The 24,468-nt window shown below is 63.7% G+C and carries 24 protein-coding genes and 1 tRNA gene; 7 read left to right on the top strand and 18 right to left on the bottom strand.

Going from position 1 to position 24,468, the window contains the following annotated elements:
- Nucleotides 1–437: 437 nt before the first annotated feature.
- From LK535_RS02810 to LK535_RS02780, 7 genes are all read right to left on the bottom strand, one after another.
- Nucleotides 438–1,136, bottom strand: a complete 699-nt coding sequence (locus LK535_RS02810; protein WP_227770361.1) for a site-specific integrase — start codon at nt 1,134–1,136, stop codon at nt 438–440.
- A 402-nt stretch (nt 1,137–1,538) separates the two neighbouring features.
- Nucleotides 1,539–1,614, bottom strand: a tRNA-Thr gene (locus LK535_RS02805).
- 19 nt (nt 1,615–1,633) lie between these two features.
- A complete protein-coding gene (locus tag LK535_RS02800) occupies nt 1,634–2,530 on the bottom strand; it encodes a hypothetical protein (RefSeq protein ID WP_227770360.1) in 897 nt (298 codons plus the stop codon).
- Entirely contained in the window at nt 2,479–2,820 is a 342-nt protein-coding gene (locus LK535_RS02795; RefSeq protein ID WP_227770359.1) for an MmcQ/YjbR family DNA-binding protein, read from the bottom strand. Before LK535_RS02795 ends, LK535_RS02800 begins: the two co-directional genes overlap by 52 nt.
- Nucleotides 2,817–4,193, bottom strand: coding sequence for a serine hydrolase domain-containing protein (locus LK535_RS02790; protein ID WP_227770358.1), 1,377 nt, complete (start codon nt 4,191–4,193; stop codon nt 2,817–2,819). Before LK535_RS02790 ends, LK535_RS02795 begins: the two co-directional genes overlap by 4 nt.
- 219 nt (nt 4,194–4,412) lie before the next feature.
- Nucleotides 4,413–6,707, bottom strand: coding sequence for an FdhF/YdeP family oxidoreductase (locus LK535_RS02785; RefSeq protein WP_227770357.1), 2,295 nt, complete (start codon nt 6,705–6,707; stop codon nt 4,413–4,415).
- 89 nt (nt 6,708–6,796) lie between these two features.
- Nucleotides 6,797–8,125, bottom strand: a complete 1,329-nt coding sequence (locus LK535_RS02780) for a replication-associated recombination protein A (protein ID WP_227770356.1) — start codon at nt 8,123–8,125, stop codon at nt 6,797–6,799.
- Nucleotides 8,126–8,220: 95 nt separating this feature from the next.
- Here LK535_RS02780 and LK535_RS02775 point away from each other — a divergent pair, with 95 nt between their 5' ends.
- The gene (locus tag LK535_RS02775) at nt 8,221–8,946 is read left to right on the top strand and encodes a PadR family transcriptional regulator (RefSeq protein WP_227770355.1); all 726 of its coding nucleotides are present in this window, start codon (nt 8,221–8,223) and stop codon (nt 8,944–8,946) included.
- A gap of 35 nt (nt 8,947–8,981) precedes the next feature.
- Here LK535_RS02775 and LK535_RS02770 read toward each other — a convergent pair whose 3' ends face one another.
- Genes LK535_RS02770 through LK535_RS02760 form a run of 3 tightly spaced genes read right to left on the bottom strand, consistent with a single transcriptional unit; the run spans nt 8,982 to nt 11,871 of the window.
- The gene (locus tag LK535_RS02770) at nt 8,982–9,641 is read right to left on the bottom strand and encodes a septation protein A (RefSeq protein ID WP_227770354.1); all 660 of its coding nucleotides are present in this window, start codon (nt 9,639–9,641) and stop codon (nt 8,982–8,984) included.
- A 56-nt stretch (nt 9,642–9,697) separates the two neighbouring features.
- Nucleotides 9,698–10,630 (bottom strand): signal recognition particle-docking protein FtsY, encoded by a 933-nt coding sequence (ftsY, locus tag LK535_RS02765; protein WP_227770353.1) that lies wholly within the window; start codon nt 10,628–10,630, stop codon nt 9,698–9,700.
- Entirely contained in the window at nt 10,627–11,871 is a 1,245-nt protein-coding gene (locus LK535_RS02760; RefSeq protein ID WP_227770352.1) for a MiaB/RimO family radical SAM methylthiotransferase, read from the bottom strand. The genes ftsY and LK535_RS02760 overlap by 4 nt, the downstream gene beginning before the upstream one ends.
- Between LK535_RS02760 and LK535_RS02755 the strand changes: the two genes are divergently transcribed.
- On the top strand, nt 11,870–12,457 hold the full coding sequence (locus tag LK535_RS02755; protein ID WP_227770351.1) for a DUF924 family protein: 588 nt from the start codon (nt 11,870–11,872) through the stop codon (nt 12,455–12,457). The two genes, LK535_RS02760 and LK535_RS02755, sit on opposite strands and share 2 nt — an antisense overlap.
- Before the next feature lie 72 nt (nt 12,458–12,529).
- Here LK535_RS02755 and LK535_RS02750 read toward each other — a convergent pair whose 3' ends face one another.
- Genes LK535_RS02750 through LK535_RS02740 form a run of 3 tightly spaced genes read right to left on the bottom strand, consistent with a single transcriptional unit; the run spans nt 12,530 to nt 15,454 of the window.
- On the bottom strand, nt 12,530–13,327 hold the full coding sequence (locus tag LK535_RS02750) for a crotonase/enoyl-CoA hydratase family protein (protein WP_227770350.1): 798 nt from the start codon (nt 13,325–13,327) through the stop codon (nt 12,530–12,532).
- 13 nt (nt 13,328–13,340) lie between these two features.
- The gene (locus LK535_RS02745) at nt 13,341–14,492 is read right to left on the bottom strand and encodes an acyl-CoA dehydrogenase family protein (protein WP_227770349.1); all 1,152 of its coding nucleotides are present in this window, start codon (nt 14,490–14,492) and stop codon (nt 13,341–13,343) included.
- Complete coding sequence (locus tag LK535_RS02740) at nt 14,489–15,454, bottom strand: acyl-CoA dehydrogenase family protein (RefSeq protein WP_227770348.1); 966 nt, start codon at nt 15,452–15,454, stop codon at nt 14,489–14,491. The genes LK535_RS02745 and LK535_RS02740 overlap by 4 nt, the downstream gene beginning before the upstream one ends.
- Before the next feature lie 152 nt (nt 15,455–15,606).
- Here LK535_RS02740 and modA point away from each other — a divergent pair, with 152 nt between their 5' ends.
- Genes modA through LK535_RS02725 form a run of 3 tightly spaced genes read left to right on the top strand, consistent with a single transcriptional unit; the run spans nt 15,607 to nt 17,640 of the window.
- Nucleotides 15,607–16,362 (top strand): molybdate ABC transporter substrate-binding protein, encoded by a 756-nt coding sequence (gene modA, locus LK535_RS02735; RefSeq protein WP_415837064.1) that lies wholly within the window; start codon nt 15,607–15,609, stop codon nt 16,360–16,362.
- A complete protein-coding gene (modB, locus tag LK535_RS02730) occupies nt 16,359–17,045 on the top strand; it encodes a molybdate ABC transporter permease subunit (protein WP_227770347.1) in 687 nt (228 codons plus the stop codon). The genes modA and modB overlap by 4 nt, the downstream gene beginning before the upstream one ends.
- A complete protein-coding gene (locus tag LK535_RS02725) occupies nt 17,035–17,640 on the top strand; it encodes an ATP-binding cassette domain-containing protein (RefSeq protein ID WP_227770346.1) in 606 nt (201 codons plus the stop codon). Before modB ends, LK535_RS02725 begins: the two co-directional genes overlap by 11 nt.
- On the opposite strand, the gene LK535_RS02720 is transcribed toward LK535_RS02725, so the two are convergent.
- The 4 genes from LK535_RS02720 to LK535_RS02705 form a co-directional block, all read right to left on the bottom strand.
- Nucleotides 17,627–18,328, bottom strand: coding sequence for a TIGR02281 family clan AA aspartic protease (locus tag LK535_RS02720; RefSeq protein WP_415837062.1), 702 nt, complete (start codon nt 18,326–18,328; stop codon nt 17,627–17,629). The two genes, LK535_RS02725 and LK535_RS02720, sit on opposite strands and share 14 nt — an antisense overlap.
- A 120-nt stretch (nt 18,329–18,448) precedes the next feature.
- On the bottom strand, nt 18,449–18,994 hold the full coding sequence (gene rpsI / locus LK535_RS02715; RefSeq protein ID WP_227770345.1) for a 30S ribosomal protein S9: 546 nt from the start codon (nt 18,992–18,994) through the stop codon (nt 18,449–18,451).
- Complete coding sequence (rplM, locus tag LK535_RS02710; RefSeq protein ID WP_227770344.1) at nt 18,994–19,473, bottom strand: 50S ribosomal protein L13; 480 nt, start codon at nt 19,471–19,473, stop codon at nt 18,994–18,996. Before rplM ends, rpsI begins: the two co-directional genes overlap by 1 nt.
- A gap of 174 nt (nt 19,474–19,647) precedes the next feature.
- Entirely contained in the window at nt 19,648–22,053 is a 2,406-nt protein-coding gene (locus LK535_RS02705) for a TonB-dependent receptor plug domain-containing protein (protein ID WP_227770343.1), read from the bottom strand.
- Nucleotides 22,054–22,237: 184 nt separating this feature from the next.
- On the opposite strand from LK535_RS02705, the gene LK535_RS02700 reads away from it, so the two are divergent.
- Nucleotides 22,238–22,894 carry a sulfite oxidase-like oxidoreductase gene (locus LK535_RS02700; RefSeq protein WP_227770342.1) on the top strand — a complete coding sequence of 219 codons (657 nt, stop codon included), beginning with the start codon at nt 22,238–22,240 and terminating at the stop codon, nt 22,892–22,894.
- A 35-nt stretch (nt 22,895–22,929) separates the two neighbouring features.
- On the opposite strand, the gene LK535_RS02695 is transcribed toward LK535_RS02700, so the two are convergent.
- Entirely contained in the window at nt 22,930–23,970 is a 1,041-nt protein-coding gene (locus LK535_RS02695; RefSeq protein ID WP_227770341.1) for a COX15/CtaA family protein, read from the bottom strand.
- A gap of 107 nt (nt 23,971–24,077) precedes the next feature.
- On the opposite strand from LK535_RS02695, the gene LK535_RS02690 reads away from it, so the two are divergent.
- The gene (locus LK535_RS02690) at nt 24,078–24,467 is read left to right on the top strand and encodes a MerC domain-containing protein (RefSeq protein WP_227770340.1); all 390 of its coding nucleotides are present in this window, start codon (nt 24,078–24,080) and stop codon (nt 24,465–24,467) included.
- The last annotated feature ends 1 nt before the right edge of the window (nt 24,468 follow it).

Raw genomic sequence — 24,468 nt, 5'->3', positions numbered from 1 at the left:
GTCAAAGGTTGGCGCGGGTCACGGAACATCTGCTCGAAAACGAGCAAGCCTGTTGCGGTCGGCACGACGTGATACGCCTTTGACGCTCTGACCCCTACGTCCGTGTAAAATAGAACCGGACGGCGTGTAGCTAAGCACCGTTTCGCAGCAGCCACCCAGTGACGCTCATATTCATCGGCGGTCCAGACGTAGGTTCCAGACCAGAATGGCTCCTTGAGTTCGCCCAGCGTAACCTCGCCATATACGTACCGACGACCGGGCCTGGTCTGCCCAACGGGCACCTTGAGGAAGGATAGAGCCTGCTGCGTCATCCAGCCAATTTACACCGCCGAGCGAATGTCAGCTATCCACCCAATCTCGGACATTAAGCGCGGACCGTGCCCGTCCTGTGTCCTGCGGTCCATTCAGGTCCTCACAGCCCCGCCGAAACGCTGAAGTCAGGCGCCCTCGACCTCAAAGCGCGGGAAGCGCTCCATGGCCGCCGACAGGGTCTTTACGGACGCATGACCGTAGGTCTGGCCTACGGACGACGGCGCATGGCCCTGGAGCGCATCAGCGACCCGCTCCTGAATACCAGCCTCCAACGCCAAGGTCTTGAAGGTCTGACGCCAAGCGTGGTTGGGGGCTATGCCCGGATCGTTGATGCCCACTTCGTTACGGACCCAGCCTGCCAGGCGTTCACCGATTTTCTTGTGCTGCCGGCTCTCTCCCGCACCTCCGCGACGCCGATCGGCGTCGAAGAACAGCGGCCCCTCTCCGGCCTCCTGGACCACCTTGATAAAGCCTTGGTCAACAAGGTGCGCATGGACGGGGACGAGCCGAGCTTCGTTGGTCTTCACACGGCCTGCCTCGGGAGTGATCCGGATGAGCCACACGCCTTCCTGCTGCTGAACGTCTTCCTTCCGGAGCTGAGTGATTTCGTTGACCCGAGCGCCGGTGTACGCGCACAGCCAAGGAACCCAGCGCCGCGCCAGAGCCGATCGGGATGAGGTGCGGGCAGGGGGAGGCGCAAGAGCGGCCTTCAGCACCCTCCGGGCCTCCTCGGTCGTATAACTCTTCTCGCGTAGCTTGGCGGACTTGGGGACCCTGACGACCACGCCCTTAGCGACGTTGGTATCCAGTTTCTGCTCGTCCACCGCCCAAGCCAGAGCGGCCTTGATGGGCGTCAGGTACTTATTTCGGACCGTCCTTGCGGACCTCAGAGTTCCCTTGTCAGAGGGCTCCGAACACCAGATTGTTGAGCGCGCGCCTTGGCGATGATTGCGTCATATTGGCGCATCGCAGCGGTATGCCGGGTGCCAACCTCGGGGTCTCCGAGCCGACCTAGCGAAATCTTGAACTCGCGGGCCTGCTTCGGGACGAAAGGCCTCAGTGCGACCGGATAGACTCGACGATAGATGACACGGCCGGATGGCAGCGTGTGGGTGTTTTCCATGACAGCAGGCATAGCGCCGATGTACCTTCCGTTGTACCCGCTTCGGGGCCGGAAGTGGCGGAAAACCGCGAAAAGCGCGGAGAATAGCGCCTTTCAAGAACTTTGGTGCCGGTTGCAGGGATCGAACCCGCGACCTTCGGTTTACAAAACCGCTGCTCTACCAGCTGAGCTAAACCGGCATGGTCGGCGGCTCATGCGTCAGGATACGCCGAAGGTCCAGCCTTCCGTGTATCGGATTTTCTCATTCAAGCCTCGCGGGTGCCACAAATCGTCGCGATCGGCCCTCGTGCGCAGCCACGCGGCGGCGAGGATCGCATCGGTTGCGTGATCGTCGTAGCGGCTGAGTGGACGATGCGGTGCGCTGCCGATCATCGTTAGTGCAGCGTCCAAAGCGACGGCATCCCGGAGCTTGCTTCTCCCGCGGGGTAGGCCGGCGGCGCGTGCGGCAATTGCAGTGTAGATCTCGACCAGCACTGCGCCATTCTGCGGCAGCGGGTCAAAGGGCCAGACGGGGACGCGGCCCGCGAGATGATGGAGCATGCGCATGCCGGCGAAGCTCGCCTTGGCGACCTGTGCCGCGCCAATCGCGTCATAAACGGTGGTCGGCTTAGTCGCGTGGCCATCCGCCATCTCGCAGGCGCGCCAATGCAGGAAGTCTCGCTTCGGACCGTCCGCCGCGCCCAGGTAGAAGTGGCGGCCGCGGCGCTGCTCCAGAAAGGATGCGGCACCCAGATCTTCGTCGCTGCTGTGAGAGTCGACATAAGCCCAAAGTTCTTGCGCGCTCGCCGTCGTCGTTTCGCCGGGAAGATGGGCCCCTCGCACGACAAAGGGCGCGGAGAAGCTGCAGTCGATTCCAACTAGCAGCGGCTCGTCCGCTTGCGCCAGCAGCCACTCCAGAATTTGCGAGCGCGACCAGGCACCTTCGGGCGGCGCGATCAGCTGCGGGGCATCGTCGCCGGCGTGGCAGAGGGCAAGGGCAATGCCCTTGTGCCGTCGCCCTTTCGCGCCGGACCAGTCGATGGCAGCGAATTTGCGGAAGTGGGTCAGGGCCTGGGTCCAAAAGCCTGGCGCTGCGCCTTGGTCGCGCGATCCCACCAGGCGCGGCGGATCACAGTGCGGACACGTTCCGGATCTCCGGCCGCGTAGCGGACCAGAACACCTGGCCAGCCCTCATAGTGAGGGGTCTGCCAATATGTGTCCGGCTCTGTCTCCAGCAGCACCGCCTTCTCGTCGTGAGGGGTGGGGACATGAAAGCTTCCCGCCTCACGCCCGGGCGAGACGAACGCCTTGCCGTTCACCTTGGGACAGGGGAAGCCGTAATAAGGCGCCATGGTCACGTCCGGCAGGCCGCACGAGAACGCCACAACGTCCTCCCAGTCCTTCATTGCAGGTCGCGGATGACGTCTGCGGTGAACCGGGCGATGTCGAACCGTCCGTTTGCCGTGTCCTCACCCCGGCGCACGATTACCAGCTTCCGCGAGGGAACAACCATGACGTACTGGCCGCGGTTACCCTGGGCCGAATAGCTCCCGACCGGAAGCCCCTGTTTCGGGCCGAAGAGCCACATCGTCGCGCCGTAGCCGGGGCCATCCGCGGGCTGTGGGCCGCTGGGCGTGGTCATGTAGCGCATCCATCCCGCCGGCAGCAGGCGCTTGCCCTGCCATACGCCATCCTGAAGCCAGAACTGGCCAAGTCGGGCAAGGTCCCGCGCCGTCGTGTAAACCTGACTGGAGAGGATGAAATTGCCCTGCCAGTCCGTACCAGCCGTCGTGTGCTGCATGCCAAGCGGCGCGAACAGGCGTTGTGGCCAGGCAGAGTAGCGCTTGTCGTTGTTCATCGCCGCCCTGACCGCTCGCGCGGCGAGCATGATGTCATTGTTTGCATAGCGGAACCGCGTCCCCGGCTTGACCTCTAGGGGCCAACCCGCAGCCTGCTCGGTTACGGTCGTGCCGCCGAAATAGATTGCGTCGGTCCGATTGCCATAGTGATCGCTGTGCAGGCCGGACGACATCCGCAGCAGATGGTCGAGTGTGATGTTGCGTCGGGGATCACCGGATACGCGCCATTCCGGGATCTGCGCCGGCTTAGTCGTGTCGATGCCATGTTCTTGCACGGCAATGCCGACCAGGGTGCCGGCGATGCTCTTCGCGACCGACCAGGTCCGGTTGGCGACGAAAGGGCCGAAGCCGCTGGCATATCGTTCCCCGAGGACACGGCCGTCCCTCATCACGATCACGCCGACGGTTTCACCCTTGTAGGTGGAGCGGTCGAAGGCCTTGTCGATCGTGGCGCCGAGTGCGGGGGTGGGGCGAGGCGAGATGCCGGCATCTCCCAGCGGCCAAGGACGAGCATCGGCGGATGCAGGCAATTGGCCCTGCCAAGTGCCGGCCGGCCAGAGCCGTGAGGTTGCGCCGATAGGGGAGAGCACACAGCCGACACCGGGAGCCCAGTCCGCTCTGCGAGGTGGCAGATCACCAGGGAAGGAAACCAGCACGCTCCGTGCGCGGCGATCCACGGTCGCCTTCAGTTTCGGCAGGAGTGGCTGATATTCGGAGTAGATTCCGCGCAGCTCGAGCGCTTCCACCTGCGCCTCGGTACGGCCAGCGGCAACAACGCCTTCGCATAGTGCGAGCGCCTTGTAGCCGGCGGCAACAGCATTCTCATACGCCGTTGATCGTTCCGCGGCGATCACCTGGGCCGAAGCCGGCGTAGCAAGAAGACCAAGAGCGAGGAGCCCCGGCATAGAAAGTTTGGCCAAGCAATGCCGAGCCTCTGGCCGATCACTCACGCGCCCAGCCCGAGTCTTGGTGATGGTAAGACAAGACGCGCCGACCTTGAGCACATGGACATCAAGCTTCAACTGCCGATCCTCTTCCGATTGTAAGCGACGATGACCCGATAGCCTGCCGGTTGGCAGCGCCCGCACATGCGCTGCCATAATCGATGCGCTGGCGAAACAGCGTAGATCAATGGCCGATTAGGCTACGATGCGGACCGGCACGCTCTTTCCCGCCGGCGTCTTCGACTCTTCGTCATGCCAGCTCAGCGGCACGAGCGGGTTCATCTCTGGATAGTAGCCGCCAATGCATCCCCGTGGCAGCAGGAATGGAGTCACCGTCAACCCACCCACCTTACGGTCCACGCCGTCCTCGGCGTCGCTGGCAAGGCCGACGATCTGCCCATCTTGCAGCCCCGCGGCGGCGATGTCCTCGGGGTTCATCAGCAGCACATCGCGCGTCCCCTCGATCCCGCGAAGTCGATCGGAATAGCCATAGATGGTCGTGTTGAACTGATCGTTGGATCGGAGGGTCATGAGCCGCCAGCGGCCTTCCTTGTCTTCCGTGCCCCAGCTGTTCAACTTCTTCGGCAGGGTGAAATCTGCCTTGCCACTTTCCGTCTTCCAGACTCGCTCCCGCGCCGAATTGCCGCGGTAGAACCCGCCGGGCGTGAACACCCGCTTGTTGAAGTCGTGGAATTGCTCGGGATAGGTTTCCTCGATGGCGTCACGGATCAGGCCGTAGTCAGCCACCCAATCATCCCAGGGCACCTTCGGGTTCGGCGGCAGCGTTGCCTTCGCCATGCCCGCAACGATCGCTGGCTCGGATTTAAGGTCCGGGGAGGCCGGCGTGGCCCGGCCGATCGACCCATGGATGCAACTCAGGCTGTCCTCCATCGTCACCGCCTGCGCGCCGGTCACCTGGACGTCCTCCTCCGATCGGCCGAGACACGGCAGGAGATAGGCCACCTCGCCGTTGATGAGATGGCTGCGATTGAGTTTGGTGGCGATCTGCACGGTCAGGCGCAGCTTGGTCCAGGCAGCCTCCATCCGCTCGCGTTCAGGAATGGCGCGAACGAAATTGCCGCCCAAGCCGATGAAGGCTTTCACCTCCCCGGTCTGGATCTTCTTGCAGGCGTGAACGGTGGTAAGGCCCTCATCGCGCGGCGGCTCAAAGTCATATTGCTCGGCCAGCTTGTCGAGCGGCACCAACTCGGGCTTCTCGGAAATGCCCACTGTGCGCTGGCCCTGCACATTGGAATGGCCGCGCACCGGCGAAATGCCCGTGCCGTCGCGGCCGATATTTCCCTTCAGCAGGAACAGGTTCACCAACTGCTTGATGTTGTCGCTGCCGTGCACGTGCTGGGTCAGCCCCATACCATACATTGCGATCGATCGTTTCGCCTCGATGTAGATATCGGCGGCCGCCTCGATGTCTGAGCGCGCGAGGCCGCTTTCGTGTTCGATCGTCTCCCAGCTGGTCGCGCCCACATGCGCCTTCAGGGCGTCGAACCCGGCCGTATGCTGTTCAATGAAGTCGACGTCGAGAACGTGAATTTTCTCGGCCGCCCAGCGCTCCGCCTCCTTGGCGAACACATGCTTCATCATGCCGGTGATCGCGGCGATATCTCCACCCGTTTTCACTTGAAGGTACAGGGCGGAAATCGGGGTCGCCGCCGGTGTCAGCATCTCCTTGGGGCTTTGCGGGTTCTTGAAGACCTCCAGCCCTTTCTCCCGGATCGGATTGAACGTCACAATCTTGCAGCCCCGTTTCACCGCTTCCTGCAGCGGGTGGAGGAGGCGCGGGGAATTGGTCCCAGGGTTCTGCCCGAAAAAGAATATCGCGTCGCAGAGCTCGAAATCGGAGAGCACGCAGGTGCCGACCGGCGATCCCGTCACCTCCTTCAGCGCGACTGAGGTCGTTTCGTGGCACATGTTCGAGCTGTCAGGCAGATTGTTGTGGCCATAAAGTCGCGCGAACAATGCGTAGAGATAACTCGTTTCCAGACTCGCCCGTCCAGAGGAGTAGAAAACGGCGGACTTAGGATCGATCGCCTTCAACTCACGCCCGATCGCGCTGAACGCCTCTTCCCAACTGCACGGGACATATTTGTCGATGGCATGTTCGTAGCGCATCGGGTGGGTCAGCCGCCCGGTCTGCTCCAGGTCATAATCCTTCCACCCCTTCAGCTCCGTCACCGTATGTTCGGCAAAGAACTCAGGCGTGCACCGCCTGCTGGTGAGCTCCCACAAGGTCGCTTTCGCGCCGTTCTCGCAGAACTCGAAGGTGTGTGGGTGCTTTGGCTTGGTCCAGGCACACGACACGCACATGAAGCCACCGGGCTTGTTCTGGCGCCGCAGCGCGTCGAGGGCGGCCGGCTTCGGACGTTCGCGAAGGGCGGTCTCAACGATGCCGCGCACAGAGCCCCAACCGCCTTCCGTGCCGGAGTAATGGACGGTGCCCTGTTCCTCGCCCTTGTCCTGTCCCTTGCGCATCACCGTCTCCTCGCTTGAAGGCAGAACCATCGAGCAAGGCCGAGGATGCATCGCTTACCATCCATCAGCTGAGGATATCAGGTGAACCGTTAGCGACCGGACTCGCGCCGCGCCGACCAGAAGGCCAGGCGCTTGCGGATCTCCCGTTCGAACCCGCGCTCGTTTGGTTGGTACAGCGGTTCTGGCCGGGCCGCGGCAATGTCGTCGGGGTAGAATTCCTGGCCGGAAAACGCGTCGGGCCGATCGTGATCATATTGGTAGCCCTCGTGGTAGCCCAGCTCCTTCATGAGGGCGGTCGGCGCGTTGAGGATGTGCTTGGGCGGCGGAAGCGAGCCCGTTTTCCGCGCCAGCGCCGTCGCCTTGTCGAACGCCAGATACGCGGCATTGGACTTCGGCGCGGTCGCGACATAGGCGATAGCCTGTGCGAGGAAGAGCCGCCCCTCGGGCAAACCGGCCCGCTCGAACGCCTGCCAAGCCGTGAGCACCTGAACCATGGCTTGCGGATCGGCCATGCCGACGTCCTCAGACGCGGCGCATAACAGACGGCGAAAGATCACGGCGGGATCCTCGCCGCTCGCCAGCATCCGCGCGGCCCAGTACATGGCGGCATCAACATCGCTTCCACGCAGGCTTTTGTGAAAGGAGCTGAGCATGTTAAAATGCTCTTCCTGCCCCTTGTCGTACAATGGCGCGCGAACCTGCACGATCTCCGCGAGTTGCTGCACGCTGAGCGGCTGATCGGTGCCAACCGCGAACAGATCGTCGCAAAGCCCCAGCAAGTAGCGCGCGTCGCCGTCCGCCATCCCGATCAATGCGCCGCGCGCGACCGGATCAAGCGGTAGGGGCCTTTCGAAATGACCCTCCGCGCGGACGATCACCTGCTCGAGATCATCCTCGCTCAGCCGCTTCAGCGTGAACACTTTGGCACGCGACAATAATGCCGAAACCAGACTGAAACTCGGGTTCTCGGTGGTCGCGCCGATCAGGGTGAACGTGCCATCTTCAAGCGCGGGTAGCATCGCGTCCTGTACCGGGCGGGAGAAGCGGTGCAGCTCGTCGATGAAGACGGCTGTTGGGCGCCCCGTGGCGTTCCGCAGGGCCGCCGCCGCGGCGATGGCCTTTCTCAGATCGGCCAGGCCCGTCGTCACGGCGGATAGCTGCATGAACTCGTATCCCGCCTCTCGCGCGATCAGGCGCGAGATGGTCGTCTTACCGACCCCAGGCGGCCCCCACAGGATCATGGACGAGAGGCGACCGGCTGCGATCATCCGCCCGATTGCGCCTTCCGGTGCTGTCAGATGTTCCTGCCCCACCACATCGGCAAGACGGGAAGGGCGCAGTCGATCGGCGAGCGGAGCATTGGCCGCTGGCACCGAAGCGGTCTCTGGCATCCCCAAGCCAGCGAAGAGATCAGCCATGCCGGATCACATAGGCGTTGCCAGTGAACTTTCCCAGCATGCTTGACGGCAGCGTCTTAAGATATATCTTGTAAGTATCTTAAGGAGTGTTCGACATGGAAACCGAAGAAGGCCAAGGCAAGGGCGCCAATCGCGGTGGGCCGCGGCGCGCCGCAGCCCTGCGAAAGGCTGCGCGTGCAGCAGGCGCTGTCGAAAAGAAGCGGCTGGCTCGGGCCGGTCGCGCGGCCCGTGGAGCGGTTGCTGCGGAGGCGGGCCCCGGTGCTGCCACTGCGAAGCGCGGGGCAAAGGCGCGCGGCGCAAACGCCCGTGCTGGTCGTGAGGGACGCAGGGGCATGGCAAAGGTTGGTGGCCTGCGCCGCCGCCGCATGTTCGACAGCGGTGAACTCCGTCTCGTTTTGTTGAAGATGATCGCGGATGAACCGCGCCACGGCTACGAACTGATCAAGGCGATCGAGGAACTGACCAGCGGCGGCTATGCGCCCTCGCCGGGCGTCGTTTACCCCACCCTTACGATGCTGGGCGAAAGCGGCCATGTGACTGGCGAGGAAGACGGTGATGGTCGCCGTCGTTTCTCGATCACCGGCGCGGGCAGCGCCGAACTGGTCGAAAGTGAGGATCAGGTCAGCAAGCTGTTCGCTCGCTTGTCCACGGCCGGTGAAAAGCACAAGCAGACTGACGCGGTGCCGGTGCGGCGCGCAATGAGCAACCTGCGGGCCGCCCTTCAGGATCGCCTGAGCCGCGGGGATATCAGCGACGAGACGCTGCTGCAGGTCGTCGCCCTGATCGACGAGGCCGCGCAGAAGATTGAACGGCTCGGCTGAGGTCCAATGGCCCGGCGGCGACTCTCGCTGCCGGGCTATTCCTGCGGCGGAATGGTTGCGGCGGCATCGCCCGCCTGCAAGCCGTGCCGCATCAGCATGGGAACGTTCGCAATCGCGAATATCAGCGTCAGCGGGATCGCTCCCCATAGCTTGAAACCGACCCAGAAATCCGTGCTGGTCGTCCGCCACACGATTTCGTTCAGCGCAGCCATGAAGACAAAGAACAGCGCCCAATTACGGGTGAGCTTGCGCCACCCTTCGCCGGTCAGGCCGGGATAGGCACTTTCCAAGAGCATCTGGAGCAGCGGCCGCCCGGTGGCGAGGCCAATGCCAAGCGTCGCGGCGAAGATGCCATAGACGAACGTGGGCTTCATCTTGATAAAGCGTTCGTCCTGGAACCAGATCGTCAGACCACCGAACACGATCACCAGCGCGCCAGACACCAACAGCATGGGAGGTATGTGCCGCGTCTTCCACCATGACAAAATCAGTGCCGCGACCATGGCCGCCATAAAGGCGCCGGTTGCCGCGATGATCCGCGCGATCGCGGGACCGGGCGTGAGGAAGTTGACCGCGAAAAAGACGATCAACGGTCCATAATCGAGCGCCAGCCGCAGGCCGGGCGAGGATTTGCGCGCGTCGGTCAACTCATACTCCGTTCGTCCGCTGCCAGACAGCGGGCGTTCTTTCGCCATTCCGCGCCACATCCGCGGTCTCATATCTTGTCAGAACGGTCGGAAAGGGTCGCGGTTCACGAGCCCCGATCGACACCGGCAATGATCCGGCTGACTTCGTTGGGGTCGAACGGCCGTAGATCGTTCATCGACTCACCAACGCCAATGGCATGGATGGGCAGGCCATAACGCTCGGCGGCAGCGACCAGCACGCCGCCACGCGCGGTGCCGTCGAGCTTCGTCATCACGAGGCCGGTCACGCCCGCCACTTCCTTGAACACCTCGATCTGGCTGAGCGCGTTCTGTCCCGTCGTCGCGTCCAGAACGAGGACCACGTCGTGCGGTGAGGCCGGGTTGATGCGGCCAAGGACACGCCGGATCTTCGCCAGTTCGTCCATCAGCTCCCGTTTGTTCTGGAGGCGCCCGGCTGTGTCGACGATCAGCACGTCGATGCCTGTTTCGGTTGCTTTCTTCACGGCATCCCAGACGATGCCGGCCGCATCGCCGCCTTCAGGCCCGGTCACGATCGGCACGCCGACCCGTTCCGCCCAGGTGGCGAGCTGGCCAATCGCCGCGGCGCGGAAAGTGTCGCCAGCGGCCAGCATCACGCCATAATCCTGTTCCATGAACAGGTGGGCCAGTTTGGCGATGGTGGTTGTCTTGCCCGAACCGTTCACCCCGATCACCAGGATCACCTGCGGCCGCGGAAAAGCGTCGATCTCCAGCGGCTTGGCGACTTGCGCAAGTACCTTCTCGACTTCCTCGGCCACCACCAGGCGAATGCCGAGTTCCTCCATGTTCCGCTCGAAACTCCCTTCGGCCAGCCGGGTCCGGATCCGGGTGGCCGTTTCTGGCCCGAGGTCCGACGCGATCAGCGCTTCCTCGATCTCGTCCAGCGTTTCGTCATCCAGCCGCGCCGTGCCCAGGCCTGCAAGATTGCCAACCAGCCGGTCGGACGTGCGGCGGAAACCGCCGAGAAGCTTGTCGTGCCAGGAACGCTGGTCAGTCATGCAGGAATTCCAATGAGGTGATCGTGGGCAGCGCCAATGATGGTGACCGATTGGATTGCTCCAACCGTCCCCATCCGAAGGGTCGATAGAGCAGCGGCATCGTTCGGCAAAGCCGGTGAGGCATGCGCCGAGGCCGTCGGTGCAGGGTTGACCAGCCGAACCTCGGCAAAATTTTCCGCATGGCCGCGATCGCCCGGCTTTTCGATGACGATCCGTTGCGTCGTGCCGATCAGCGATCGTAGCCAGGCCCCACGGCGTTGGTCGGCCGCCTCGCGCAGCCGCGCGGCCCGCGCCTTGGCCGTTGTAGGCGCAACCTGCGGCATCCGCGCCGCCGGCGTGCCCGCGCGCGGCGAATAGGGAAAGACATGGGCATGGACGATGTCGCAATCGTCGATCAGCGCCAGGGTGTTGGCAAACGCCGCTTCGTCCTCGGTTGGGAAGCCGGCGATCAGATCCGCCCCCATGGTGATATCGCGCCGCGCCTTCAGGCGCGCCACCACGGCCACCGCTTCTGCCCGGAGGTGCCGGCGCTTCATTCGCTTCAGGATCAGATCGTCGCCCGCCTGCAGCGAAAGATGGACATGCGGCATCACTCGCGGCTCCCCGGTGATCAGTTCGAACAAGCGCTCGTCGATCTCGATCGTGTCCAGCGAGGACAGGCGCAGCCGAGCCAGCCCCGGCACGCCCAGCAGCACCGCTTCGACCAGCCGACCGAGGCCGCCCTCGTAGCTTGTCAGGTCTACGCCGGTCAGCACGATTTCGCGCGCGCCTTGCTCCACCAACTCCGCGGCTGCGGACACGACCTGGCCCACCGGCTCGGAACGGCTTGGCCCGCGCCCCTTAGGAATGGCGCAGAAGGTGCACGAATGATCACAGCCGTTCTGCACGCCCAGAAATGCGCGGGCATGTCGCCGCGGCGGTCGCCTGTTAGGGAAGGCGCCCCAAGTCGCGGGCAGTAGCTTCGCTGCGTTCGGCACCACCCGGTCAACCTCCGGCATCGCCACAAATGCGTCACGGTCGATCTCCGATGCGCAGCCGGTAACGACGATCTGCGCGTCTGGCCGATCGCGGCGCGCGCGGCGGACGGCCACGCGCGTCTGCTTCATTGCCTCGTTTGTCACACCGCAGCCGTTGATCACTACCATATCACTCGCACCGACGAGCGCGCGAATCGCTTCGCTTTCGGCAAGGTTCAATCGGCAGCCCAGCGTAATCACATTGGGCGAACGGGAGGGAAGCATGATGGGCGATCTAGGGAGACAGCACGCGATAGTCCACGATGCGGCACGTGACGTACTAGACTTCTGGTTCGCGCTGTCGATGGAACAGCAGTTCGCCAGAAATGCCGCACTCGATGCGCAGATCGCCGGCCGCTTCGGGCCTCTTCGCGATCAAGTGCTGCGAACCCGAGCGATGGAGTGGCGCGACGGCCCGGATCAGCTCCTCGCCGCGATCATCCTGCTCGATCAGTTTTCACGTAACATCTACCGCGATTCGCCGCGTGCTTATGAGGCGGACGCGCTTGCGGTTGAGCTGTGCCAGCTAGCGATCGAACGTGGGTGGGAGGGGCGCTACGCCCCAGAAGAGCGCGCGTTCCTCTACATGCCGCTGATGCATGCCGAAGACCTCCCACTGCAACGGCTCAGCGTGGCGAAGTTCTCGGAGCTTGGCGGCGGCAATCTGGCCTATGCGGTCGGTCACCTTGAGGTGATCGCCCGGTTCGGGCGCTTCCCCACCCGCAATGCCGTTCTTGGTCGCGAAACGACGCCCGGGGAGCGCGCCTATCTCGATGACCCCGACGATGATTTCGGCCCCCCAAAGGGATGATGCCCTGGGCTGATCAGCCTGCCACTGCCCGCCGTGCGGGGTCGGGGAGTGGCAGATGGGCCAACTCAGTGGTCATTCGCCCCGGAACACTGCCTCACGCTTCTCAAGCAAGGCGGCCACGCCCTCGCGGTGATCAGCCGTCGCATGGCTCACCGCCTGCGCGGTGGATGCCGAATCAAGTGCCTGATCATAGCTGCTCGTCTGCCCCTGGCGCAGCAGGGACTTGGTGAGGCGAAGCGAGTGCGGGGGCAGGGCAGCGATCTTGCCGGCAAGCGCCAGCGCCTCGTCCATGAGCGCTTCGTGAGGAACCACGCGGCTTACGAGACCCCAATCGGCCGCCGTGTTCGCATCGACCACATCCCCGGTGAAGAACAGCTCCGCCGCCCGACTCATCCCGATCGCGCGTGGCAACAGCCAGGACCCACCGTCGCCCGGCACCAGCCCCAGCTTGAGGAAGGTAACGCCGAACTTCGCCTTGTCGCTGGCGATGCGGATGTCGGCCATGCAGGCGACGTCGCACCCAAGGCCGATCGCAGGGCCATTCACCGCCGCGATCACCGGCATGTCCAGGGAGAACAGCGCCCGTGCGATACGGTGGATGTTGCGCTGATAATGGCTGCGAATGCCCAGCCCCGATCCGGAGAACGGTCCCTGCGGATCAGCCATCTTCTTGATGTCGCCACCCGCCGAAAAGGCTCGGCCTTCGCCAGTCAGGATCACGCAGCGGATCGACATGTCGGCGTTCAGCGCGTCGCATGCGGCACGCACCGCCTCGCCGTCGCCGTCTGCGCCCAGCGCATTCATCGCGTCGGGGCGGTTCAGCCGCAGGATGGCGATCGGTCCGCGGATCTCGGTGGTAACGACGGTCATTGATGATCTCCGGTCAACGCAGGCCCAGGCCGCGGGCAATGATGCCGCGCAGGATCTCGCGCGTGCCCCCGCGCAGAGAAAAGCTGGGGGCGTTCATAGTGATATGGGCAAGAACGGCGATAAAGTCGGAAGTGGATCCGGCGTCCGGCTCCGCGTCGATCAGGTTGCGCGCGATATCGGGCAGGTCCTGCTCGAACGTCGCGCCCAGATCCTTCACGATGGCGGCATGCGTGCCCGGGTTCTCGCCGGCCTCCAGCATCGCGGCGACGCCGCGCGATAACCGCCGAAGGGTAACGAGATGAGCCGTAAGGCGCCCCAGCGCCAGTTCAGCGGCTTCGCTTGTTGAACCCCGCAGGGCGCCGATCAACTCGATGAGAAGCTGCATCGAGGACAGGAAGCGCTCCGGCCCGCTGCGTTCGAACGCAAGTTCGCTCATTACCTGTTCCCAACCCGCGCCTTCGCTACCGATCAGGGCGGAGGAGGGCAGAAACGCTTCTTCGAAATGCACTTCGTTAAAGTGATGCTGTCCCGCCAGGTCGATGATCGGACGGATGGTGATCCCGTCCGTCGCCTTCAGGTCGACCAGCAACTGACTCGTTCCTGCCTGCCGATCGGCCGGCGTTCCGCTCGTTCGGCAGAACAGGATCATGTAGTCGGCATCATGGGCGCCGGTCGTCCACAATTTCGTCCCAGTCACCCGCCATCCCCCGTCCACCGGCGTCGCCCGCGTGCGCGTGGCTGCCAGATCGGAACCAGAATCGGGTTCGCTCATGCCGATGCAGAACACTGTCTCGCCAGCGGCGATGCCGGGCAGGATGGACTGCTTCTGATCCTCGGTGCCGTATTTGAGCAGGCTCGGCCCGCTCTGGCGGTCGGCGATCCAGTGCGCCGCCACCGGGGCACCAGCTGCCAGCGTTTCCTCGACTACGACATAGCGTTCAAACGCGCTGCGCTCATGACCGCCGTATTTCTTCGGCCAAGTCATGCCGAGCCAACCGCGCTGGCCGAGCTTGCGACTGAACTCCCGGTCGAAGCCGTTCCAGCTGTCGGCCCGGCGCAGTGGCGGGCGGTCGGCCAGCGCATCGGCAAGAAAGGCGCGAACTTCGGTGCGTAGTGCTTCTGCGGCTCCATGGACCGGCGGGGTGGGGAAGCGAAGTGTTGTCATGCTGCCACCACCATCAGCCAGTAGCCATCCCGTCCGGCGGTCAACGCGCGCTTGCCCAGCGCCAGCGTCCAATATCGTTGCGTGCCGAATTCATCTCGCCACGCCCACAAGGCAGTCGTGAAGCGATGGAGCGCATGTTCACGCGTAAAGCCGATCGCCCCATGCAACTGATGGCCGATGGCTGTAGCCTTGCTGGCCGCTTCACCGATCCTCGTACGCGCGACGGCGACGGCAAAAGTCAGGTCGCCGCCAGTCGCATAGGTGTCGGCGGCATGATCTGCCGCGGCCGATGCAGCCGCAACTTCCCCGGCCAGCTTGGCGAGTTCCTGCTGGATCGCCTGAAACTTGGCGAGGGGGCGTCCGAACTGAACACGGCTTGATACATGCTCGATGGTCAGTTCAAGCACGCGCTCCAGCGCGCCTGCCATCTGCATCGCTCGGGCAAGTGCGCCAAGCTCCAGGAGCGATAATTCGGCCCTCGAACCAGTCTGGCCAGGTAGTACCGATATCTGGTCGCGGGGATGTCCGGCGACATTAGTGCTTTCGGCTGCGACGGGCGACGCCCCATGCCGCTGTACCCCGGTCTCGCTTCCCACGACGATGGTCTTGGCGAAACGGCCCCATGGCACGCGTGCCTCGGCATGTTCGGCAAGTCCGACCGGCCCTTCGGCCAACGGCAGTCCTGCAGAAGCGAGAACGACATTGCCGATCATCGTTTCGGCAAGCGGCAGGGCAAGTGCGTGCCGGCCGATTAGGCGTATCAGCGCAAGCGCTTCGCTTGCCGGAATGCCGAAGCCGCCATGCTCCTCCGGAACCAGCGCCAGCGGCAGGCCGCTTTCCTCGATCGCAGCCCAGGCCGCATCCGCCCATGTTCCGGCGCGCGCCGCGCTCTCGATCCCCTCGGCATGGGTGGCGAACAGCCGCTCGGCCGTATCGGCGAGCATTGCGCTGACGTCGTTCATCTCCATCGCCACAGCCGGTCCTGCTCTTGCATGGCCGCTCCTCTCCGTTTGGCCTGTCGCTAAGCAACGATCTGATCCTTGTCCACCTGACACTGCGGCTGGTCGGATCGTGGCGCCACCGGTACTAAGGGGCACTCGGTGGAGAAACATCCGTGCGCTTGTTTTCCGCATTGCTCCTGCTGCTTGCGCTTTTTTCCCCATCGGCTTCGGCGCAAGAGCGCGGGCCGTTGGTTCTCGCGGCAGCCAGCATGCAGGAGGCTCTGAGCGCCGCCGCCGACGCGTGGGAGAAACAGGGCCATCCCCGGCCAGTGCTCTCCTTCGCTGCATCTTCTGCGCTGGCTCGACAGGTAGCGGCTGGCGCGCCGGCCGACCTATTCGTTTCGGCTGATCAGGAATGGATGGACGATCTCGCCCGGCGCCGCTTGCTCGTGCCAGGCACCCGGGCCAATCTCGCCGGCAATCGGCTGGTCGTGGTGGCTCGCGCAGGACGGGCGCCAGTCACAAGCCTGAGCGGTCCCGCTCTCGGCCGGCTTCTGGCCAGCGGTCCGCTGGCGATGGCGGATCCCGATGCGGTGCCGGCGGGGAGATATGGCAAGGCAGCGCTCCAGCGGCTCGGCGCATGGTCGATGGTTGCGCGGCGCGTTGTTCGGGCGGAGAGCGTCCGCGGGGCGCTCGCTCTCGTAGAAAGAGGGGCGACGCCCTATGGCATCGTTTATCTGACCGACGCGCGTTTGGTCCCGAACCTGTCGGTTGCCGGGATCTTTCCACCGCACAGCCACGCCCCGATCATCTATCCGATTGCCCGTTTGAAGAGCGCGCGGCACAGCGAGGCCGAAATGTTCCGAAAGTTCCTCATCTCCGGCCGCGGACAACAGATAATCGGCCGTTTTGGCTTCACAAAGCCTTGACGGACGACCTCCAAACGGTGGTCAGACTCTCCTTGTTGATCGGGGGAGTGGCGACCGCGGCGACGCTGCCCTTGGCATTCGCGCTGGCCTGGCTCCTGGCGCGCGGGCGCTTTCCCGGCAAGATCTTGCTCGATGGCTTGGTTCACCTGCCCCTGGTAGTGCCGCCAGTGGTCACCGGATGGATGCTACTCCTCGCCTTCGCTCCCAGCGGGCCGTTGGGCGCGGTGCTCGAGCGATGGTTCGGGATCAGCATCCTGTTCCGCTGGACGGGCGCAGCGGTGGCTGCCGCAGTGATGGCATTGCCGCTGATGGTCCGCGCAATTCGCCTTTCGATTGAGGCTGTTGACCGGCGTCTTGAACAAGCTGCGCTAACTTTGGGGGCTGGGCCGTGGCGCACGTTCGTGACCATCACCCTGCCATTGGCGCTGCCCGGTATCCTCGCCGCTGCGATGCTCGGCTTCGCGCGGTCCTTGGGGGAGTTCGGCGCCACCATCACCTTCGTTTCCAACGTGCCGGGCGAAACACAAACGCTCCCGCTGGCGATATACGCTGCCTTGCAGCGGCCCGGTGGCGAGGCGATGGTGTGGCAGTTGGCAACGATCTCGGTCGCGCTCAGTCTTGCCGCCTTGATCTTTTCGGAGTTGCTTGCCCGTCGTCAGGAGCGCCGCCTTCATGTCCTTTGATGTCGACGTCACCGTTCGACGCGGCGGTGCGATCCTGAGCGCGGCGTTCCAGACGGGCGCGGGTAGTAGTGTCCTGATTGGCCCCTCGGGAGCTGGTAAGACCAGCGTCTTGATGATGATCGCCGGCCTGCTCCGACCCGATCGCGGCCATGTGCGTGTCGCGGGTCGAGCGCTTTTCGACGCGGCGGATCGGGTCAATATCGCTCCGCAGCATCGGCGTGCTGGCATCGTATTTCAGGAGCCGAGGCTATTCCCGCATCTCTCGGTTCGGCGAAATCTACTGTATGGCGCTAGGCACACGGGGGCGCTGGATGATGTAACGGCACAGCTCGACATCGCCCATCTGCTTGAGCGTTGGCCAAGAACATTGTCCGGTGGGGAGGCACGACGCGTTGCGATCGGAAGGGCGCTGCTGAGCGAGCCCGATTTTCTGCTGCTCGATGAGCCGCTTGCGTCCCTGGACGGCGCGCGCCGCGCGGAAGCAATGCGAGCCATCGAGCGCGTGCGGGACGAAGTCCGCCTTCCCATGTTGATCGTCACTCACGATTCCGGGGAGGCCGAGCGATTTGGCGGCCGGCAGATTATCCGGATGTAACTTCCTGAGGATGATGCGGCACCAGGATCAGCGTGCGCCCCTCGACCCGCCATGATTTCAGTCGTGAGAGGAAGTTCATCCCAAGCACGTCCGTGTTGCCAAACGCTGGTGAGACAACCACCGGCACATCGCGGGCAACAACATTGCCGAGCTTCAGTTCGTCAACGCCCGCGGTCTGTGCCCTGATCGTGCCGTTGGCCGTCCGCAACAGCATCGGGAACAACGCATCACGCACCTCCAGCCCGGCCTGCGTGGCCGTCTCCAACGACAATGCCGTAACCGTCGCGCCACTGTCGATCAGCATCCGGCGGGTGATCCCACCGAAGCGGACGGACGCCCAGAAATGCCCGTCCGGACTCATCCGGATGCGCGTTTCTTCACCCACCACTTGTTGTCCGGAAAGATCCAGCAACTCCGCGACGCGCCCAAGATATGGATCAAACCGCTCCCGCTGACCCAGCACCATCACCGCGGCCCCAAGCAGGACAAGCCAGGTAAGAACCCCAACGATGCGCCCGATCACCGGAATACGACGCAGGATGCCTGCGACAAGGATCACGGCTAACAGCGTGAGGATAAGGGGGAGATGCGGTGCGAGGTCGGCCAGAACGGGCATGACCACGATATAGGGTGATGCCGCCGGCTCTGCGATGATGAGCCCGCGCGAATTTGATGCGTTGTCGCTCAATCATCACGCTCGCGTCGAAACGCGCAACATCAGAAAAAAGGGGGACCGCCCAGAACGAGCGATCCCCCTCTTTGCCTTGCAGGCCAGATCCGGAGCCGCCCCGCGGCTCGGATCGGCTGATTAGCGCTTCGAGAACTGGAAGCTGCGGCGTGCCTTGGCGCGGCCATACTTCTTACGCTCAACGGTACGGCTGTCGCGGGTCAGGAAGCCTGCGGCCTTTACCGGAGCGCGCAGCGCCGGCTCGTACTTGGTGATTGCCTGGCTGATGCCATGCTTCACCGCGCCGGCCTGACCCGACAGACCACCGCCCTTGACGGTGCAGATCACGTCATACTGACCTTCGCGCTCCGTGATGCCGAACACCTGGTTGATGACGAGACGCAGCGTCGGACGTGCGAAATACACTTCCTGATCACGGCCATTGATCGTGATCTTGCCCGAACCCGGCTTCAACCACACGCGGGCAACCGCGTCCTTGCGGCGGCCGGTCGCATAGGCGCGACCGTACTTGTCAAGCTCCTGCGCGCGCAGCGGCGTGGTCGGCTGTGCCTGGACCGGTGCCTCGGCAGCGGGAGTGCCTTCGGCGGCAGGCGCAGCGGCCGGCTGCTGAGCGGCCTGCTGCGTCAGCGAGGCGAGATCAGAAAGCGACTGGCGATTGTCGGACATTATGCGCCCACCTTGTTCTTGCGGCTCATGCCGGCGATGTCGAGGACCTCGGGGTTCTGCGCTTCGTGTGGATGCTCGGCGCCCTTGAAGATGCGCAGGTTGCGCATCTGCTGACGGCCAAGCGGGCCGCGCGGGATCATGCGCTCAACAGCCTTCTCGAGCACGCGCTCGGGGAAGCGACCTTCCAGCACCTTGGCGGCAGTGATGCCCTTGATGCCGCCGGCATAGCCGGTGTGCTTGTAATAAACCTTGCTGCCCAGCTTGTTGCCGGTGAAGCGCACCTTGTCCGCGTTGATCACGATGACATTGTCACCGCAATCGACGTGCGGGGTGAACGACGGCTTGTGCTTGCCGCGCAGGACGTTGGCGATCACGACCGCTGCACGGCCGACCACCAGGTCGGTGGCGTCGACGATGTGCCACTTCTTTTCCACCTCTGCGGGCTTGGCCGCCTTGGTGGTCTTCATCAGCGCCTTCATGGGCTATGGACCTTTGCAATAAACGATGACGCCGCGCCCGGTGAGAGTGCGTCGTGATGTGGGCGCTGTGATTGAAGGGACAAAGAAAGTCAACGATTCCGCCCCTCCGGTGGCGGGTACCAGGATACCTGCGCATCCGGTCGCTGACGGAAGTCGGCTTGTCCCTTTGGCGCGTTAGAAAAACAGCTTCCGAAAACTCAGCCTTACCGAGCGACCAAGCGGGTCCAGCAGGCTCGGCTGGTATCCGATCGGGACAGCCCGCGCCGCGTCACGCACCTCCAGTCGTTGGTTGAACAGGTTGTTTATCGCGAGGGTCACTCTGGACCCTCGGAAGAAGGGCGCCTTTTGCACCAGTGCTCGCTGTTGGCTCAGGTCGGCGAAAAGCCGGAGGTTGGCCGTGAACAGCGAACCGAACGTCAGATCCTCAGGGGAGGGCGCCCCGCCAGGGTTGGCGAGAAGGGTAGTGCCGCTTTCCCAGGTGCCATTCAGCCGTACGCCGATCCCGTTCCGGTTATATCCGGCATTGAACTCGATCTCGTGCCTTGGCCGACCCCCGCGTGCTCCGGTGGCTGATCCGTCCAGCAGATCCAGTTCCGGAACGCCAGGTCGGATCCTGATAGTGTCTTCGAGGCGCCAGGTATGGAACGCACTGAACTGCACGCGCCCGGTTCTTCCGCCCCCCAAGCCGCGCCCGCCGAAGCCGCCGGCGCCGCCGAACCCGCGCGAGCCAGCAGTACGGACGCCGCTTTCGCTTGTTCCGGAGCCTCGCTCCTGGCGGAACCGTTCGCGCATGGCGGAGCGGCGCTCCTCAATCTGCTCTGGCGTGAGCGGCTGGCCATCTGGGCCCGCGGGCGGCGGTGCCTCAAGGGTCTCCGACCAGTTGAAGCCCCAGCGGATTTGCCGCTGCCGGCTGCTTTCGAAGTTGACCGGGCGATTGTCGATGCGAATGAGAGCGCCGGCTCCGTCACGATCGAAACGATCAGGGAACGCGGCTTCGATCTCGGGCGTGGCGGTTGGAAAACTGGCGATCGGGTTTTCGATGCGGCTGTCGGTGTAATTCACCAGCATCGTAAGATCAGTGCCGGAGATCGGTTTTGCCGTTAGTCCCAGCTTCAATACACGCCGCTGATCCGCGAGCAGGTTGGGGTTCCCGCCCTCGAGCGTGATGGCGTTGACCGTCTGCCCGGTGGTCAGGTCGAACACCCGTACGTTCGGTGTGACGATCACCGGGTTGCCGAGTTGCTGGATGGTCGGTGCACCATCCTCATATGTCATGGAGCCAATCACTCTGATGGCCTCGACAGGACGCCAGTTGAACCCGTAGCCGACGGCTCCAAGGGTGCCGAAGTCGGAAAGCTGGTCCACAGCGCCATTCACGTTGATGCTCAGGGCACCAATTGGGCCATTTCGGAAGATCGGAACGTCGACGTTCGCTTGGCCGCTGACCTGATCGCGCGAAAGGTCGGTAGCGGTAAACACGTCAGCTCGCCGGGACTCGCTGTGTATGTCGCGCATGGAGGCGCCCGCCTTCAGCGTAGCAGTGATCGCGCCGGCCGGCAGGTCCGCCAGATTGCCGCTGAGCGTCGCTTCGGTTTGCAATAGCTCAGTGACGGATCGTGCCCGGTCGCGCTGGACCCCGGCGGCATAGTCGCGATCCGTAAGGGTTGTCGTCCAGTCGCGCGTATATCCACCGTCCAGCGACCAGCGCCATTTCGATAGATCGCCGTTGAACGCGTAGCTCAGTGCGCCGGTCCGGGTTCGACTGTCCCGCAGCAGCCGTTGGCCATTTGCCGCACTGCCCAGGCCTGCCAGCGAATTCGTCCCCTCCAACTCACCATTAAGTGTGGCGGAGACATTGCCGAATATCGTGCGGTTATATGTGGCGTTCAGCTTGGCCGTATCGCTGGCGGCCAGCAATGTTCGGTTAGGGTCTGCATTGGAGATGTCACGTTCGGTTTCGAACAGGGGGTTGCTGTGTGTGTACTCGCCGTCCACGCTGAACCGGCTGCCGTTGGCGAGGCGCAGATAGTTGACGTCGGCTTCATGGACCTGTCGACCGCCATCGGTCGCCAGGTTGGTTTCGGCCTCGGCCGTGATGGCGTTGAAGCGACGGCGCAGCACGATGTTCACCACCTTCTGGTCCGGTCGATAGCCGTACTTGAGCGCCACTTCCTCCGGCAAGATGTCTACCCGTTGGATGGCCTCGGGCGGCAGATCGCGTATTTCCCGGAAGCCGCTGATCCGGCGTCCGCTCAAAAGGACGACTGGGGCTCCTGCGCCGCGGCCTTGGATGCTCCCGGTCAATGGCGCGAGTTCTTCCAGCAGCTCACCAATGTTGCTGGCGCCATAGGCCCGGATGTCTCGTCCGCTAAGCACCACCTCGGGCGTGATGTCGCCGATCACGGATCCGCGTGGCACCCGCGAGCCCGTAACGACGATGTCTTCTTCCAGTTCGGGATCCTCCTCACCCGTCGACGCTGGGGACTCCTGACCGGTGGGCGCCTGTTGCGCGGGAAGACTGGCCGGAGGCAGGGTGGTGGCGGGGGCGAGGCTGACGAGAGGCAGAAGCCATGCAGGCAAGGAAGTGCTCCCAAACAGGGTTGAAACGAATGTGAGCGGGATGAACGATGCTTGTGGCCGCTATGTCCCAGGCGAGGTCGTTAATCGTCGCAAGATGTAACGGCGAGCCGCAGGTTGGGACGCGCGCAGCCTGGCGCCGCGGCCACAAGGGATCAGAACAGCGTCAGCGGAGGAGCAACGGTCGATGGATGATGACACACCGCCAGCCGAGTCGAAGTTGACGCGATCGAAGCAACGCTGGGCGACGGAACGGAAGTTCCTCACCGATGCGCCGCGTGAGCCTGCGCGTGATCGCCTGCCGCCCGGCCAGCACCTCGTCCGGAACTGGCCCGTCCTTGATCTGGGGCGTCAACCGCACATCTCGACTGACCGTTGGCGCTTGAACGTTCGGGGTCTGGTGTCGCGGCCGCTTACGCTGAATTGGGCCGAATTCCAGGAGCTACCTCAAACCACGATCCGGTCGGACATTCACTGCGTCACCACCTGGTCGCGGTACGACAATGACTGGACCGGCGTCGCAACACGTTCGTTGCTGGATCTGGTCGAGCCGCGCGACGAGGCGACGGCGGTGATGCTCCACGGATATGACGGGTACACTACCAACGTGACTCTGCCCGATTTCGCGTCATCTGACGCTATCATCGCCCACTCTTGGCAAGGCAGACCGCTCACCCGGGAGCATGGAGGGCCCGCTCGGCTCATCATTCCGCATCTCTACTTCTGGAAAAGCGCGAAGTGGATCAACGTTATCGAGTTTCTCGGTGCCGATCGTCCAGGTTTCTGGGAGATGAACGGCTATCACATGCGCGGTGAACCCTGGCGCGAGGAACGGTACAGTTAGCCGCTGATCAGCCGACGGTAGTGGCGCGTGAGCCGTTAGGCCCGGCGCCGCCCAATAGTATGTGCCGCCGCAACGACTGCGATCAACAGGACGGCCGCATTCACCTGATGAGCGACGGCAATGGTGATTTCCACGCCGGTGAGCAGAGTCGCAATGCCCAGCACGATCTGCAATCCGACGAGGAGGATAACAGCTCCCCAGGCCGCCACCGCGCCAAGCCTGCGAGCCGCGGTTGCCAGCCACACGACAGCGACTGCCGCCAGGAAGGCGAACCAACGGTGCACGAACTGCACAACCACAGGATTGTCGACCACGTTCCGCCAGGCAGGATCGATCATTGGCGTCTCGGCAGGGAATAAAGTGTCGCCCATGAGCGGCCAGCTGCTGAAGGCATAACCTGCGTTAAGCCCGGCCGTGAATGCACCAAGCACGATCTGGAGTCCGAGCAACAGCAATGCGGCGGCAGCCAAGGGCGTCAGACCTGCCGGAGGTGAAAGGGGGTCGCGTGCAAGGTCCCTAAGGTCCAGCGCGGTCCACACCACGCCGCCAAGGATCAGCAACGCTGCGGACAGATGAACTGCCAGTCGCACGTGGCTGACATCAGTACGGACCGAAAGCCCGGACGCGACCATCCACCAGCCGATCGCGCCCTGCAAACCGCCAAGCGCAAGCAGCGCCAGCAGCCGGGGTGCGTAGCCGCGCGGGATCTGTCGGCGAACGGCAAACCACAACAGTGGAAGCGCAAAGGCGAGACCGATCACACGGCCGAGCAATCGGTGCACATACTCCCAGAAGAAGATAGTTTTGAACCCGCTGAGGGTCATGCCGTTGTTGATCTGCTGATACTCGGGAATGCGCTGGTAGTTGGCGAATTCCGCTTGCCACTGTGCCTCGTTCAGCGGCGGGATAATTCCGCTGATTGGCTTCCATTGCGTGATTGACAGCCCCGATTCGGTCAGGCGAGTGATGCCCCCGACAGCCACCATCAGGACGATCAGCGCGGCGACGACATAGAGCCACCGAGCGAGCGCGAGCGGGCGGGCGGAAACACGAAAGCCGGGGCTGGGCTTGAGCATAAGGCCCTTTAGGATCGTGGAAGGACCGGGGCAATGGCGCATCGTCTTCCGAAAAGTTGCCAGTGTGATGTTGTAACCTCGCGACGCCGGCGCTATCTGCCGTTCAGATGCTGACCGTCGCTCGCCCTGCATTGTCATCCCGGCTGGATCGCATTGCGATCATCGTGTCTGGTCTATGCGTGGTGCACTGCGTCGCGAGTGCAGTCTTGCTCGCGATGCTTTCGGCAGTCGGCGGTTTGTTCGTCGATCCGCTGGTTCACGAGCTCGGCCTCGCAGTCGCAATTGGCCTTGGCGCCTTCGGGCTCGGACGCGGCGCTCTTCAGCACGGTTATCTGCTCCCGATTTCTGTTGGCTCCCTTGGTCTGGGTATCATGGCCGGCGCCTTGTCGCTTCCTCATGAAGCCGGTCTGGCGCACGATGGCGAGGCGATCTGGACCATCATCGGCGTCGCCATCCTTGCCTTTGGCCATGATTTGAATCGCCGCGCCGTCGGCTGAC

Origin of the sequence: Sphingomonas sp. IC4-52 (assembly GCF_020707225.1) — a bacterium.
GTDB lineage: Bacteria > Pseudomonadota > Alphaproteobacteria > Sphingomonadales > Sphingomonadaceae > Sphingomonas.
Note: the sequence above shows the minus strand (reverse complement) of the source record. Positions and strands in the feature narration are given on the sequence as shown.

Coding starts and splice junctions, on each gene's coding strand:
- rpsI (WP_227770345.1), bottom strand. CDS start 18,994: ATGTCCGACAATCGCCAGTCGCTTTCTGATCTCGCCTCGCTGACGCAG.
- LK535_RS02745 (WP_227770349.1), bottom strand. CDS start 14,492: ATGACAACACTTCGCTTCCCCACCCCGCCGGTCCATGGAGCCGCAGAA.
- LK535_RS02760 (WP_227770352.1), bottom strand. CDS start 11,871: ATGCTTCCCTCCCGTTCGCCCAATGTGATTACGCTGGGCTGCCGATTG.
- ftsY (WP_227770353.1), bottom strand. CDS start 10,630: ATGACTGACCAGCGTTCCTGGCACGACAAGCTTCTCGGCGGTTTCCGC.
- LK535_RS02700 (WP_227770342.1), top strand. CDS start 22,238: ATGGATGATGACACACCGCCAGCCGAGTCGAAGTTGACGCGATCGAAG.
- LK535_RS02695 (WP_227770341.1), bottom strand. CDS start 23,970: ATGCTCAAGCCCAGCCCCGGCTTTCGTGTTTCCGCCCGCCCGCTCGCG.
- LK535_RS02755 (WP_227770351.1), top strand. CDS start 11,870: ATGATGGGCGATCTAGGGAGACAGCACGCGATAGTCCACGATGCGGCA.
- LK535_RS02775 (WP_227770355.1), top strand. CDS start 8,221: ATGGAAACCGAAGAAGGCCAAGGCAAGGGCGCCAATCGCGGTGGGCCG.
- LK535_RS02780 (WP_227770356.1), bottom strand. CDS start 8,125: ATGGCTGATCTCTTCGCTGGCTTGGGGATGCCAGAGACCGCTTCGGTG.
- LK535_RS02795 (WP_227770359.1), bottom strand. CDS start 2,820: ATGAAGGACTGGGAGGACGTTGTGGCGTTCTCGTGCGGCCTGCCGGAC.
- LK535_RS02725 (WP_227770346.1), top strand. CDS start 17,035: ATGTCCTTTGATGTCGACGTCACCGTTCGACGCGGCGGTGCGATCCTG.
- LK535_RS02740 (WP_227770348.1), bottom strand. CDS start 15,454: ATGAACGACGTCAGCGCAATGCTCGCCGATACGGCCGAGCGGCTGTTC.
- LK535_RS02770 (WP_227770354.1), bottom strand. CDS start 9,641: ATGGCGAAAGAACGCCCGCTGTCTGGCAGCGGACGAACGGAGTATGAG.
- LK535_RS02750 (WP_227770350.1), bottom strand. CDS start 13,327: ATGACCGTCGTTACCACCGAGATCCGCGGACCGATCGCCATCCTGCGG.
- LK535_RS02785 (WP_227770357.1), bottom strand. CDS start 6,707: ATGCGCAAGGGACAGGACAAGGGCGAGGAACAGGGCACCGTCCATTAC.
- LK535_RS02690 (WP_227770340.1), top strand. CDS start 24,078: ATGCTGACCGTCGCTCGCCCTGCATTGTCATCCCGGCTGGATCGCATT.
- rplM (WP_227770344.1), bottom strand. CDS start 19,473: ATGAAGGCGCTGATGAAGACCACCAAGGCGGCCAAGCCCGCAGAGGTG.